Origin of the sequence: Massilia arenae (genome assembly GCF_008014745.1) — a bacterium.
In the GTDB taxonomy this organism is placed as follows: Bacteria; Pseudomonadota; Gammaproteobacteria; order Burkholderiales; family Burkholderiaceae_D; genus Telluria; species Telluria arenae.
This window is the reverse complement of record NZ_VPFD01000018.1, coordinates 61991-75924: the sequence shown is the minus strand read 5'-3', so window position 1 is coordinate 75924 and position 13934 is coordinate 61991. Positions and strand designations below refer to the sequence as shown.

13 protein-coding genes are annotated in these 13934 nt (G+C 61.8%); 10 read left to right on the top strand and 3 right to left on the bottom strand.

The window, feature by feature from the left end:
- Positions 1-33 precede the first annotated feature (33 nt).
- Both FVD38_RS17065 and FVD38_RS17060 read right to left on the bottom strand, forming a co-directional pair.
- The gene (locus FVD38_RS17065) at positions 34-1287 is read right to left on the bottom strand and encodes an efflux RND transporter periplasmic adaptor subunit (RefSeq protein WP_147935922.1); all 1254 of its coding nucleotides are present in this window, start codon (positions 1285-1287) and stop codon (positions 34-36) included.
- Positions 1288-1289: 2 nt separating this feature from the next.
- Complete coding sequence (locus FVD38_RS17060; protein WP_222706936.1) at positions 1290-2534, bottom strand: TolC family protein; 1245 nt, start codon at positions 2532-2534, stop codon at positions 1290-1292.
- Between the two features lie 68 nt (positions 2535-2602).
- Here FVD38_RS17060 and FVD38_RS17055 point away from each other — a divergent pair, with 68 nt between their 5' ends.
- Together FVD38_RS17055 and FVD38_RS17050 are read left to right on the top strand one after the other, a co-directional pair.
- Positions 2603-3016, top strand: coding sequence for a MerR family transcriptional regulator (locus tag FVD38_RS17055; protein WP_147935921.1), 414 nt, complete (start codon positions 2603-2605; stop codon positions 3014-3016).
- 101 nt (positions 3017-3117) lie between these two features.
- A complete protein-coding gene (locus FVD38_RS17050; protein ID WP_147935970.1) occupies positions 3118-4185 on the top strand; it encodes a cation efflux transmembrane domain-containing protein in 1068 nt (355 codons plus the stop codon).
- A 392-nt stretch (positions 4186-4577) separates the two neighbouring features.
- On the opposite strand, the gene FVD38_RS17045 is transcribed toward FVD38_RS17050, so the two are convergent.
- Positions 4578-7013 carry a heavy metal translocating P-type ATPase gene (locus tag FVD38_RS17045; protein WP_147935920.1) on the bottom strand — a complete coding sequence of 812 codons (2436 nt, stop codon included), beginning with the start codon at positions 7011-7013 and terminating at the stop codon, positions 4578-4580.
- Positions 7014-7315: 302 nt separating this feature from the next.
- On the opposite strand from FVD38_RS17045, the gene FVD38_RS17040 reads away from it, so the two are divergent.
- The 8 genes from FVD38_RS17040 to FVD38_RS17005 all read left to right on the top strand — a co-directional run bounded on the left by FVD38_RS17040 (position 7316) and on the right by FVD38_RS17005 (position 13797).
- A complete protein-coding gene (locus tag FVD38_RS17040; RefSeq protein WP_147935919.1) occupies positions 7316-7744 on the top strand; it encodes a hypothetical protein in 429 nt (142 codons plus the stop codon).
- Between the two features lie 495 nt (positions 7745-8239).
- The gene (locus FVD38_RS17035) at positions 8240-9655 is read left to right on the top strand and encodes a TolC family protein (RefSeq protein ID WP_147935918.1); all 1416 of its coding nucleotides are present in this window, start codon (positions 8240-8242) and stop codon (positions 9653-9655) included.
- Positions 9656-9671: 16 nt separating this feature from the next.
- A complete protein-coding gene (locus tag FVD38_RS17030; protein WP_147935917.1) occupies positions 9672-11063 on the top strand; it encodes a multicopper oxidase family protein in 1392 nt (463 codons plus the stop codon).
- A 62-nt stretch (positions 11064-11125) separates the two neighbouring features.
- The gene (locus FVD38_RS17025) at positions 11126-11566 is read left to right on the top strand and encodes a DUF411 domain-containing protein (protein WP_147935916.1); all 441 of its coding nucleotides are present in this window, start codon (positions 11126-11128) and stop codon (positions 11564-11566) included.
- A gap of 29 nt (positions 11567-11595) precedes the next feature.
- Positions 11596-11961 (top strand): copper-binding protein, encoded by a 366-nt coding sequence (locus tag FVD38_RS17020; protein WP_147935915.1) that lies wholly within the window; start codon positions 11596-11598, stop codon positions 11959-11961.
- A gap of 57 nt (positions 11962-12018) precedes the next feature.
- A complete protein-coding gene (gene copC / locus FVD38_RS17015) occupies positions 12019-12384 on the top strand; it encodes a copper homeostasis periplasmic binding protein CopC (protein WP_147935914.1) in 366 nt (121 codons plus the stop codon).
- Position 12385: 1 nt separating this feature from the next.
- Positions 12386-13327 (top strand): CopD family protein, encoded by a 942-nt coding sequence (locus FVD38_RS17010; protein ID WP_147935913.1) that lies wholly within the window; start codon positions 12386-12388, stop codon positions 13325-13327.
- 26 nt (positions 13328-13353) lie between these two features.
- Positions 13354-13797 (top strand): YybH family protein, encoded by a 444-nt coding sequence (locus FVD38_RS17005; RefSeq protein ID WP_147935912.1) that lies wholly within the window; start codon positions 13354-13356, stop codon positions 13795-13797.
- Positions 13798-13934: the final 137 nt, after the last annotated feature.

Below are 13934 nucleotides of genomic sequence, written 5' to 3'. Positions count from 1 at the left end.
TGGATATCCTTCAGGAGCCGTTGAACGAGGAAATCAGTCATCGTCCCCTGCCTCTCCCTTGCCATGCTCCGCCTTCAGCAGATAAGTATTGCTGACCGCAATCTGTTCGTCACCTCCGAGGCCGGACGCCACCTTGACGTAGCCGGCCGCGTTACCGCCGAGGACAACGTGCTTGATCGCGAACCCTTCTTTTTCCCGGACGAACACGCTCGGCTTGTCCTCGACGGTTTGCACCGCGGTCCTCGGAATCGCCAGCTGGCCGCCGCCGGCACCACCCTCGAGTGCAATCGATGCCGTGACGGTTTCGCCGATGCGCCAGTTTCCCTGGCCATTCGACAGCCGTGCGATCGCGCGCACCTGGCGCGTTGCAGGATCGAGCACGCGCGATACGTGCGTAATGCGACCCGCGCCGGTACGGCCATCAGTCGACACATCCATCGCGGTGCCCACGGTGACGCGGGCAGCATCGTTCGGCGACAACGAAAGCTCGACGGCGAGTTCGTTGAGATCGGCCACTTCGAAAAGGTGCGCGTCCGGCGCTACGATGTCGCCCAGGGCGATTTGCCGTGCCGTGACGTTACCTTTGATCGGCGAGCGCAGCATCAGGCGATTGAGCCGCCCCCCACCTGTTCCTCCTGCGGCAGCGAGCTGCTGCTCGGCCAGGCGCAGACGGGTTCGCGCTTCCAGGGAAGCATTACGCGCGATCTCGAATTCCTGACGTGAGGTGACTTTTTCGCCGTACAGACGTTCTTCGCGGGCGGAGGTAGCCTGGGCCAGCTCGTGCTGCCGCTTGGCGATTTCGACATCGGCCCTGAGCTGGGCGACGTCCCGGCTCTCGATCACGGCGAGTACATCCCCGCGCGCGACCGGGTCGCCAAGGTTGCGTCGGATCTCGACTACCCGGCCGCCGACGGAACTGGAAACAACGGCCGCATGCCTGGGGTCCGCGGCGATCACTGCCGGCGCCTCGACCGCGCCAGCGAAGGACTGGCGAACCGGCATGACCTCGATTCCTGCAGCCCGGATCTGCTGATCTGACAGCGTAACGAAGTCTTCCCTGGCCTCGGACTCGCCTTCCTTCTCGGCAGCTTCGCCTCCTTCCCCGGCCTTGGGTTCAGGTCGACCTTTTTCTTCCTTCTCTTCCTTCTCTTCCTTCTCGCCCTTTTCGCTCGACGCTTTCTCGCTTTGCTCTGCGGCTTCTTTGGAATTAGCTGGCTCTTGTTTGGGGGAACATGCGCCCAACAGGATCATCGCGGCGCAAAGGCCGGATCGAAATACCGCTTGCATGGTCAATCCTTATAAATTGGAGAGTTGGAACCTTGTAGCCGGGCGAGACGTGCCCGGGCTGTGTGTAGTGCGGCGAGAGCGTCGACTGAGCTTTCGCGCGTGGCGGCCAATGAGCGTTCGGCTTCGATCAATTCGAGTTGCGGGAATTTCCCCTCGGCATAGCCAATCCTCGCGATACGCGCCGCTTCTTCCGCAGCTGCGAACGCGGGGCCAGTGGCGGCGCGTGCAGCGGCCAGTGCGTCAGCTACATCGGCTTCCGCTTGCGCGGTGGATTGCTCGAATTCCAGTGCAACGGCGCGGCGCGCGGCGGAAGCGCGGTCGTATTCCGCCCGGGAGCGTGCGATCGCGGCGGTGCCCGGATTGAATAATGGCAGCGGGACCGACAGCGCAAGAACAGCCGCCTTCTCGGACGATTCGCCATAGCGACGCATGCCGGCGGTCAGCGTCACGTCGGGGATCCGGTCGCGCCTGGCCGCGTCGACGCGGGCGTTCGCAGCCGTCAGCTCGGCCTCGGCAGCGGCGAGCGCCAGGCTCGAGACTGCCGGCTGCCCAACCACCGCTGCGTCGGTTCGTTCGAACCAGGTCGATGTAATCGCAACCGGCGTCGTGCTGCCTGTCAGTCGTGCAATCGTTGCGCTGGCAAGCCGGGTGGCGCGTATTGCTTTGTCCAGCCGAACTTCTGCGTTAATACGCAGCACATCGGCCCGTTGCTCTTCAATAGGCGACGCCTTGCCGACGCGTACGCGCTCACGGGCAGCATGGTGGGCGCGCTCAGCCAGCGCATGGCTGGCTTTCGCGATCTCCACGTACCTCTCGCTGGCGGCAAGGGTAACGAAGGCTTCGGTAATCTGAAAGGTCAGGTCTGCTTGAGCGACCTGCCTGCCGATTCGTGCCGCGCCACGCTCGGCTTCTGCCACGCGCACCCTCGCGCCCCGCTTGCCGCCCAACTCCAGTGGCATTGATAGCGAAAATGTCTTCTCGCCCCCGCCAAAACCGGCGTAGCGTCCCGAGCCCAGTACATTTTCGGCCTCGACGGACAGTGTCGGATTCGGTCTAAGGGAGGACAGCCCTACATTGGCATCTGCCGCGCGCAATGCTGCATCGGCACCCTGCAATTGTGGCGCCTGGTTCCGGGCCCTGGCGATGGCTTCAGCGAGTGTGAGCGCTGTGCCTTCAGCCAAGGCCGGTCCTGCGGCAAATATGACCAGCAGTGCAGCAATGACAGAACACTTCATCTTGGTGCGCATGATTGAATTGGCTTGACGGATTAATAAATGACCTTTATAAACCTTAAAGCCACTTCAAGGTCAAGCACATGTCACATACTTTCACGATAGGTCAGCTGTCCGAAGCAACGCAGACCCCTGCAGCTACCATCCGCTATTACGAAAAAATCGGCTTGCTCGAGTCGCCATCCCGCTCGGGCAGCAACTATCGGCTCTACGGAAGCGAAGATGTGGCCCGGCTGACGTTTGTTCGCCGCGCACGGGAGATCGGTTTCACGATCGATCAGGTACGAAGCCTGCTGGCCTTTTCCGACCAGGGCGATGGTGACTGCTGTGCCGTGACTACGCTGACCGAGCGACATCTGGCGGAGGTTGAGCAAAAGATCAGGGACCTCAACCTGTTGAAGGAACATCTTTCTCGCCTGCTGGCTTCATGCCGCGGCGGGCGAGCTGCCGATTGCCGGATCATTGACGCCCTGACGCCGCCACATGAGGTTTCGTAGATTCCTTGGCTGAAGCAGAGTCAGCCCCGGGAGCACGCTTGACGTTGAAGCTGCTTGAAGGTTTATCCTTGGTGAATCCAGCGACGAAAAGGCTCAGCGAAATGACACAAGATCAAACCAATCCGACGACCCGCCTCGAAACCGAATTGTTTGTTTCCAAAATGGACTGTCCGTCGGAAGAAAATCTGATCCGGATGGCTTTGGGCAAACTCGACGACATCGACAACATCACTTTTGACCTCAATACCCGTACTGTCACTGTGCTGCACGAAGGCAAGGCAGATGAACTTGTCGAGGTGCTGCAACCCTTGCGCCTGGGTGTCGAGCTGCGCGGCTCGCGCCCTGTCGAGCCAAAGGCCGGCAGCCGACGTATGCTGAGTACGCTCGGGATTCCGAAGATGGATTGCCCCTCGGAGGAGAACATGATCCGCATGGCACTGGCGGACGTCGGTGGCATCCAATCCCTTAACTTCGATCTCTCGCAACGGCAGCTCCGTGTTGCGCATACGGGAGAGGTCGCTCCCATCTTGGCCAAGCTCGGGCCGCTGAAACTGGGCGCGCACCTGCTCGGATCCCAACCGGACTCATCCCAAGAGGATCTTGCGGCAGACAAGGCCGGAGATGCGTCGGAAGCGAAGACGCTACGGCTGCTTCTTGTGATCAATGCCATCATGTTCGTGGTAGAGCTGGTGTGGGGATTGATCGCCGAATCGACTGGGCTGATAGCTGATTCCCTTGACATGTTTGCCGACGCTGCCGTGTATGGCTTGGCTCTCTATGCCGTCGGCCGGGCGGCAGCGCTGAAGACGCGCGCGGCACACCTGGCAGGGTGGCTGCAGATGGTCCTCGCGCTGGGTGCGTTGAGCGAGGTAGTACGCCGCGCCTTCTTCGGCAGCGAACCGGAATCCGGACTGATGATGGGTGTGGGCGCCGTAGCACTGGCCGCGAACGTGACTTGCCTGGTGCTGATCGCCAAGAAACGTGATCGTGGGGCGCACATGAAGGCAAGCTACATCTTCTCTGCAAACGATGTTATTGCAAACATCGGGGTGATTGCTGCGGGAGCCCTCGTCACCTGGACCGGCTCTCCCTATCCAGACCTGATTGTCGGTACTGTCATCGGCGTGATCGTATTGACGGGTGCACGTCGAATTCTCAAGCTGAAATAGTAAATGTGGCGCTCCGGGCCACGGGCCCTGGAATTGGTGTCGCATCCGGAGCCCTGGTTTACCTCTTGGCTCGCGCCCGTTTCTTGCTTCTTCGGCCTGCGGATTCCGCGCGTGCAATCTGACGCCTCCGTTGCTGCCGCCGCTGCACTTCCCAGTACACGACACAGCCGAGCGCGACGAGGGCAAAAATGGCGCCGACAAAGGCGACAAGGTCGAGCGTTTCACTTGTGACGACAACATTCATGGTTTATGCGCGAAGAATAAGATAAGCCCCGCGGCGCAGTTCGTCACGAGCACAGCAAGAGCAGCATGCAAATGCAATGGGCCTCTGTTTGCGGAGCCACGCATTTTCGCATACCTCCGGGACAGGCCAGAGACCTGCCCTGCCAGACCTATCCTGTTTCCTTCGTCCCGCCAGCCGTCCCGCGCAGCCGCAATGCGTTCCCGATCACCGATACTGAACTGAGGCTCATCGCCAGGGCGGCGATCATTGGCGACAGCAGCTGCCCGGTGAATGGATACAGAACGCCCGCGGCGAGCGGGATCCCGAGTGCGTTGTAGACAAATGCAAAGCCGAGGTTCTGCCGCATGTTGCGCACGGTCTCGAGCGACAGCAGGCGGGACCTGGCAATCGCGCGCAGGTCGCCTTTGATCAGGGTGACATGGGCAGAGTTGATGGCGACATCCGTACCCGTCCCCATCGCGATGCCGACGTTGGCTTTCGCCAGAGCAGGCGCGTCGTTGATGCCATCGCCAGCCATCGCTACCACTCTCCCCTGCTGTTGCAGCCGCTCTACCAGGGCCAGTTTGTCCTGGGGCTTGACCTCGCCATAAACCTGAGCGATACCCAACTTCGCAGCGACCGCTTGCGCGGTGGTGACACCGTCACCCGTTGCCATCACAACCGTCATCCCCGCGTCCCGAAGCGTTGCCAAAGCTTCCGGGGTAGTCTGCTTGACCGGGTCAGACACCGCGATGAGTCCGACGAGCTTGCCTTGCAACGCCAGGTACATGACGCTTGCGCCCACTTGCCGAAGGTCTTCCGCAGCAGGCTGCAACGGTCGCCAATCGACCTTCTCGATGTCCATGAGCGCGGTATTGCCCAGGGCGACCTGCTGCCCATTGAGCTTTCCTCGAACGCCGATCCCGCTGGAGGACTCGAACGTTTCAGGTTTATCCAGCGCCAGGTTGCGCCGGCGGGCCTCGGCGACGATCGCGTGCGCCAACGGGTGCTCACTGCCCTGGTCGATGCTGGCGGCGATCCGAAGAACGTCTTCCTCCTGGAACCCGGACGCAGCAATGACGCGGTCGAAGGCCGGCCGGCCTTCCGTGAGCGTGCCTGTCTTGTCGACGATGATGGTATCCACCTTGCGCATCGCTTCGATCGCTGCGGCATCCCGGAACAAGACCCCTTGGGTTGCAGCACGGCCTGTAGCCGCCATGATCGACATCGGCGTCGCCAGGCCGAGGGCACAGGGACAGGCGATGATCAGGACGGCGACGGCGTTGACGAACCCGTAGACCCAGCTGGGTTCGGGCCCGAATAGGCCCCAACCGAACAAGGTAAGCAGTGCGATAACGACGACCACGACCACGAAATAGCCGGCCACGACGTCAGCCAGCCGCTGCATGGGCGCCCGCGAGCGCTGCGCCTGCGCCACCATCTGGACGATCTGGGAGAGCATGGTTTGCGAGCCTACGCGTTCGGAGCGAATGACCAGGCTGCCGCTGGCATTGATCGTCGCACCGATGACCTTGTCCCCGGGCCGCTTGGTTACCGGTAGCGGTTCTCCGGTGAGCATCGCTTCGTCGACCGCGCTCTCACCTTCGAGGACCGTGCCATCGACTGGTACCTTCTCCCCCGGCCGCACGCGCAGCAGGTCGCCAATATGAACATGTGAAAGTTCGATATCCTCCTCGGTTCCGTCCGCTCGAATGCGGCGGGCTGTTTTGGGCGCGAGGCCAAGCAGGGATTTGATGGCTGCCGAGGTCTGTGAGCGGGCGCGCAGCTCCAGGATCTGGCCTAGCAGGGTCAACGATACGATCACCGCGGCCGCCTCGTAGTAGACGCCAATACGGCCGTGCTCGGCGAACGTCGCAGGGAACAATCCGGGCGCGAGGGTCGCGACGACGCTGTACCCGTAGGCGGCGCCAACTCCGAGACTGATCAGAGTCCACATGTTGGGGCTGCGGTTCCTGATCGACTGGGCACCGCGCAGGAAGAATGGCCAGCCGGCCCATAGCACGACCGGTGTACTGAGGACGAGCTCAATCCAGCTTTGATATGCCAGCCCACCGCCGGAAATGCGGTGCCCCGCCATGGCAAGCAGGGTGACGGCGATCGTCAACGGCAAGGTCCAGCGAAACCGGCGCCGAAAGTCGGCCAGCTCGGGGTTATCCTCGTCCTCGAGCGAGGGCATCATGGGCTCCAGCGCCATGCCGCACTTCGGGCAGTTCCCAGGCGTGGGCTGCTGGATCTCGGGGTGCATCGGGCAGGTAAAGATCGTTCCCGCAGGCGCTTCAGCCGGCGGTATCTCGTCTCGCTGCAGGTAGGCCGCCGGATCGGCTCGGAACTTGTCCATGCACTTCATGCTGCAGAAGTGATACACGCTGCCTTCGTGCTCGATTCGTCGATCCGACCTGTCCGCGACTTTCATGCCGCATACCGGGTCGGTGTATGGTTTCTCAGCGGAAGCCAGGGTTTGCCCATCTGATGGACCTTCTGGATCGACAGCCGTGCCAGCGCCGATGTGCAAATGGTTAGAATGTGAATGGTGACAATGGCCACCGTGCTGGTGCCCAGGATGCGTGTGCAGCGCGTGTTTCATGGCAGCCCCCACAATAATAAAGTCATGTTCCGGGCGTCCGTAACCCTGGACGCTAGCGCTCTGGCTCGTCTACGACGGCATCGGCGAACGACGCCCGGCAGGACAGCAGGAAATGCCGCTGTCGCTACCAGGCCGCAGACACGATTAATTTTAGACCTTCCCATGGCGGGAAGGTCAAGCGGATTCTCAACCTCCCCTCCGTGCATCGTCATCTCTGCTGGTCGAGGCGATTCCGCCGCGCCTTTAATCATGCTTAAGCCGCATTACTTATCGAAAAGTGGCGTGATATACTCCGCTCGACCATGAACCGCACCTTCAAGACATTCCTGCTCTGGCTGTTGATTGCCGTGCTGCCGCTCCATGCGGTCGCGGGCAGCCTTGGCATGTCTTGCGCGCCGGTTCATCACCAGTCGCAGACACCGGTCGGTATGTCGGTCTCGCATCATGAAGCGATGGCTGACGAGCATGCTCACCACGGCGGGGAGCAATCAAGCCATACGGCTGAGCTATCTTCCGATACAGAACCTTCTGTCCCAGATGTTGAGAAGCAATCGCACGGCTCCTGCAGCGCTTGCTCGTCCTTCTGCCTCGGCGCGGCCGCACCTCCATCGAACGATCTTGCTGTTCCTTCATTCGACGGCTCGGATGCAGCCGTCGCTTCGCCTGCGGCTTTCCTCGCGGGCTTCATCCAGGACGGCCCCCAGCGCCCTCCCCGGCATCAATCCGCTTAATCGAAACAAGAGCTGACCCGGCTGTTTGCAGCCGCCGGTGTTGCGCCTCTTGAGCATCAGCGCGTGCTGAAGCAAGCACCTGAGCACGCCCGTTTCCGATTTTGAGGACTGACAATGAAACTCAAGCTTTGGGTCGCCACTATTGGCGCCCTGCTGGCTGTGCCTGTTTCCGCACTGGCCCAGCAATCCCCGCACGCGCCTGACCCGGCAGATCCGCGCGTTGCCGTTCCGCCTGCACTGTACGAATCCGCCTTCACGAGCGCTTCCCTGCCTCGGCCGCAAGAGAGCGATGTTACGCCCGACAAGGTCTGGCGAACCGCAAACGACACTGTGGCTGGAGGCCCCGGGCATGGCGGGCATGGCGCCGCGCACGGGACCAACCCTGCGCCAGCGAGCAGCGACGCACACGCCGGACATGCGGCGCCGGCACCCGCTGCGAAGCCAGCCGTTCAGCCTGCTGCCGACCACAGCAAACATCACTAAGCCAAGGCACCAATGACAATACAGCCACCAATTCCTTCACTGCGTGCCATTGCTGCAGGCGTTGCGGTCCTTGTTCTGAGCGGTTGCGCTACCTTCTCGAAGGACGGCGGCCTCGACGCAGTCTCGACTTTGACGGCCGAGCGCACAGGCCAGGACATCCGCCTCTCGAAAGTAACTGGCGAGAGCGAGCCTGCGCAGGCTGAGCTTGCTGAAATGCTGAAGCAACCGCTGTCGGCCGACAGTGCCGTACGTATCGCCCTTCTTAACAATCGGGGCCTGCGCGCCTCGCTCGCCAACCTGGGTGTAGCCGAAGCCGACCTCGTGCAGGCGGGCCGCATGAGCAACCCAAGCTTCAGTTTTGGGCGCATGTCGGGCGGCGGAGAGACCGAGATCGAGCGCAGCGTCATGATCGACCTGGTCGGTCTGGTCACCATTCCACTGCGCCGGGATATCGAATCGCGCCGCTTCCAAAGCGCCAAGCTCGTCGCGGCTACTGAAGCGGTTCGCCTGGCTGCCGACACACGCAAGGCTTACTTCAACGCCGTGGCGGCTGTGCAGGCGGCCCGCTACGCGGAACAGGTTCGCGACGCAGCCCAGGCAAGTGCCGAGCTGGCGCAGCGCATGGCCAAGGTCGGCAACCTCAGCGGCTTGGATCAGGCACGCGAGCAGGTCTTCTCTGCCGAGTCAACAGCGCAGCTCGCCCGAGCCCGCCACAACGCAACGGCGGCGCGCGAGCAGCTCACGCGGCTGATGGGCGTTTGGGGAGCCAACACGGCTTTCCAGCTCCCGGACAAGCTCCCTAAACTGCCGGCAGCTCCGCGCGATGCCGCCAATATCGAGGCGACCGCAATGCAGCAGCGTCTCGACGTGCGCCTGGCCAAGCTGGACACGGAGGCAACGGCGCGCGCCCTGGGTCTGACGAAAGCGACCGGATTCGTCAACGTCCTCGACGCCGGCTACGCCAACGCGAGCAAGTCCGGCTCCCCGCGCGAGAACGGCTACGAGATCGAGCTGGCCCTGCCCATCTTCGACTGGGGCGGCGCACGCACCGCCAAGGCCGAGGCGCTCTACATGCAGTCGGTGCACCGTACGGCCGATACCGCCACCGTCGCCCGCTCGCAGGTGCGCGAAGCCTATTCGGCCTACCGGACCACGTACGACGTCGCCAGGCACTATCGCGACGAAGTCGTCCCACTCCAGAAAAAGATCTCCGAAGAGACCCTGCTTCGCTACAACGGCATGCTGATGAGTGTCTTCGAGCTGCTGGCCGATGCACGCGCCCAGATTACCGGCGTGAACGCTGCCATCGAAGCGCAGCGCGATTACTGGATCGCCGAAACCGATCTGCAGGCTGCCATCAGCGGAAGCGGAGGGTCATCCGTCTCGCTCGCCTCGACCTCGTCTGCCGAAGCAGCCCCCGAACATTAAACAAGGAATTAGCAATATGAGTTCTCGTAGAGATTTCTTTACCGGTGCCGCGGCGCTGGTCGGTGCCGGGCTGGTAAGCCGTGCAGGCGCCGCCACGCTGCCGGAGGCGCCGATCATGACCACCGCTGCGACGCAGCCACCGCTGCTGCCTCCTAACGGCCGCCCGTACAACCCGGTTGTCACCCTGAACGGCTGGTCGCTCCCCTGGCGCATGAACAATGGCGTCAAGGAGTTCCACTTGATTGCCGAGCCGGTGGTGCGTGAGATCGCCCCTGGCATGAAAGCCAACCTGTGGGGCTACAACGGCCAGAGCCCGGGGCCGACCATCGAAGTGGTCGAGGGCGACCGCGTCCGCATTTTTGTCACCAACCGCCTGCCGGAGCACACGAGCATCCACTGGCATGGCCAGCGCCTGCCGAACGGCATGGACGGGGTCACGGGCCTGAACCAGCCCGGCATCCAGCCGGGCAAGACCTTCGTCTACGAGTTCGTGGCACGGCGCCCGGGCACCTTCATGTACCACCCGCATGCGGACGAGATGGTGCAGATGGCGATGGGGATGATGGGCTTCTGGGTGACCCACCCAAAAAATCCGAAGCACCACGCAGTGGACCGGGACTTCGTGTTCCTGCTGAACGCCTACGACATCGAGCCTGGCAGCTATACACCGCGGGTCAACGAGATGCTCGACTTTAATATCTGGACCTTCAACAGCCGCGTCTTCCCGGGCATCGACACAATGAACGTCCGCCAGGGCGACCGCGTGCGCATCCGCACCGGCAACCTGACGATGACGAACCACCCGATCCACTTGCATGGACACGAGTTCGAAGTGACCGGTACCGACGGCGGCTGGACCCGGCCCGAGTCGCGCTGGCCCGAGGTCACGACCGACGTCGCGGTAGGCCAGATGCGCGCCATCGAGTTTGTCGCCGACGAACCGGGCGACTGGGCGTTCCATTGCCACAAGTCGCACCACACGATGAACGCCATGGGACACGACGTCCCGACGCTGATCGGCGTAGACCACCGCGGTGTCGCCGAGAAGATCACCAAGCTGATCCCGGACTACATGGTGATGGGCGACAAAGGCGGCTCCATGGGCGACATGGAGATGCCGATCCCGGAAAACACCCTGCCGATGATGACCGGCCAGGGGCCTTTCGGCGGGGTCGAAATGGGCGGAATGTTCACGGTTCTGAAAGTGCGCAAGGACCAGAAGCCGGGCGACTACAAGGATCCGGGCTGGTACAAGCACCCGGCAGGCACGGTTGCCTACGAGTGGAAGGGAGAGCCGCCGGCTGCCGTGCGCAGCCAGACTGCCGGCGGCCAGGCCATGCCCGCCGTGAAGCCTGCGGACATCGAGGTAACCGTTCGTAAGCCGACTGGCCACCAGGGTCATCACTAACCAGAATACGTCATCAACTCAGGTACCACTCGGGTACCGACCAGGTACGAAAGGACTGTTTCATGAAACGATTATTCAACCAGGTTGCACTCGCAGTTGCGTTATTCACGCCCGTATTTGCGATAGCTGCAGCCCCTGTCATCGAGGTGTTCAAGAGCGAATCGTGCGGGTGCTGCAGCGCCTGGGTAGAACACCTGAAGGCGAATGGTTTTACCGCGCGTGTCGTCAACGTCGAGAACCCATCCGATTACCGCGCACGCGGCGGTATTCCGGACAAGCTCGGCTCCTGCCATACCGGCATGGTTCAGGGCTACGCCATCGAGGGCCATGTGCCTGCCAGCGACATCAAGCGTTTGCTCGCACAAAAACCAAAGGCGAAGGGCCTGGCCGTGCCGGCGATGCCGCTCGGCTCGCCTGGAATGGAAGGGCCGCGCAAGGATCCGTACGACGTCTTGCTGGTACAGGCCAACGGCAGCACCAAGGTTTTCAAGCACTACAACTAACCGACTTTAAACGAACGAAAGGGAACACCATGAACGCATTTTCGAAACTGACCATCGCCATCGCCATGAGCGCCGCCGCTTCCATCGCAACTGCCCAGGAAAGCGGGCACGGTAGCCACGGTTCCCACGACGCGCATGCCGGTCACTCCGGCAGCCAGGCTGCGGCGCCCGCCGAACTGACCGATGGCGAAGTCAAAAAGATCGACAAGGAAGCCGGCAAGATCACGCTGCGTCACGGCGAGCTGAAAAACCTCAACATGGCCGCGATGACCATGGTCTTCCGCGTCAAGGATCCAGCCATGCTCGACCAGGTGAAAGTTGGCAACAAGGTCAAGTTCGCAGCCGATCGCGTCAATGGCGCTGTAACGATCGTCCAGCTGGCCATGGCCCAATAAGCAGACCTATGACCGGCCCCGCAGTCAACGGACTAGGGGCCCCAACTGGAGAATTAAATGAAAGCAAAGAACCTTGTGGTTGCAGCGGTGGCTGCCTTCGGATGTGCCTTCACTTCCGCCGCCCTCGCTCATGCGAAACTTGAGGCATCGATGCCGCAGGCTAATGCCGTGGTTAGCCCGGCTCCAACGCAGGTGCGCCTGCAATTCAATGAGCAGGTGGAGCTGCCGTTCAGCAAAGTCAAGCTGGTCGACGAAAAAGGCGCGGTCGTCGAGCCTTCAAAGAAGGTGCTCGATGCTGCCAACCCAAAAGTACTGGTCGCCACCGTCCCCGCCCTGCATTCGGGCGCATATCGCGTCCAATGGAGTACGGTCACGCGCGATGGACACAAGGTCAAAGGTGAGTTCGCTTTCCGGGTAAAGTGACATGGAATCAGACCTGGCATTGATCCAGCGGGCGGCGACCGTCGTCCTGAACCTGTCGGTCGCCACGCTCGTGGGTGCGGGGGCCGCGTCCCTCTGGCTGTCCAGGGCGAGCTCGCCCTGGGCAACCGGCATGTTGCCCCGCTTGCGCAAGGCGATGCTTGTCGGTTTAGCGGTGGCCATCTCGGCATATGTTGCAACGCTGTGGCTCGAGGCAGCATCCATGGCTGAGGTGCCGATTGCAGAGGCCCTCCCTGCGGTACAGTCCGTCATCACGGCAACACACTACGGCTATGCCTGGATACTTGGTGCTGCAGCACTGATCGTGGCCGGAATCGGTACTGCAGTGGCTTCCGGGAGACGCGGACTCCGACTGGCTTCCATATTGCGGCTCGGTGCGCTGGCACTGTTCCTGTACAGCCGCAGCATCGTCAGCCATGCCGGCGCCGGGGGGGATTTCACCTGGGCAGTCGCAGTCGACTGGGTTCACCTCGTCTTGATCAGTCTCTGGGTGGGCGAAGTGATCGTCGCCGGCTTGATCGTGCTGCGCGCCGAGCCCGACGCTGGACAGGCAAACCGTACTGAGTCTGCGCGCTACGTCGAGGCGCTTTCGACCTCGGCAACCATCGCGTTAATCGGCATCTTCGTCACCGGCATTCTGAGCGCATGGCGTGGACTTGGAAGTCCAGATCAGGTTTTCGGTAATCCATATGGAACCGTGTTGCTCATCAAGGTTGGCCTGGTCTTTGCCGCCGCAGCGCTTGGAGGTATGAATCGCTTCATCGTCATGCCTGGCCTGTTGGCACAGCTCCGCAGAACCGGAGCAACTGACCGAGCTACCACTCACAAGTTCGCGCTTGTCCTTCAGATCGAGGCGGTCATTCTGCTCGCAGTCATCGTGGCAGCCGCCATCTTGAGTTCGACCTCACCGCCAATGGCATCGTGACATATTTCAACCTAAAAGGACTAACAATGAGATTGCAATTCACGGCAGGAGCCCTCCTCGTAGCAACGCTATTCGCATCCTCGGCTAGCAGCCTGGCTGCAACGCCGAAAGAAACCCTGGCGGCATTCCATGCGGCTCTCTCCAGTGGCGACAAGGCAAAGGCAACCAGTCTGCTCGCACCCGAGATCACGATCTATGAATCTGGTTATGTGGAACGCTCGCGTGAAGAATATGCCGGCCACCACCTCGGTGGCGACATGGAGTTCGCGAAGAGCGCGACCCGCAAGGTGTTGAAGCAGACCGAACGCATCGATGGCAAGACGGCGATCGTGTGGGAAGAAACCGAAACAACGGGAACTGCCCGCGGAAAGCCGGTTCACGTGTTTGGCACGGAGACGGCAGTCCTCGAGAAGAATGGGGATCACTGGACGATTGTTCACGTCCACTGGTCGTCACGTAAGGCGAAGTAGTCGGCGCCCGAGCGACCGTGGATTCTACGCCTGGCTTGGCGTCTCGACGCTGGCAGCTTATGGAAGGGATACCATGCCAAGCTGTCCGCCAGGCGTCGTGTCGCTTGGAGTAACGTGGAAATGAATGTGTAGACCTG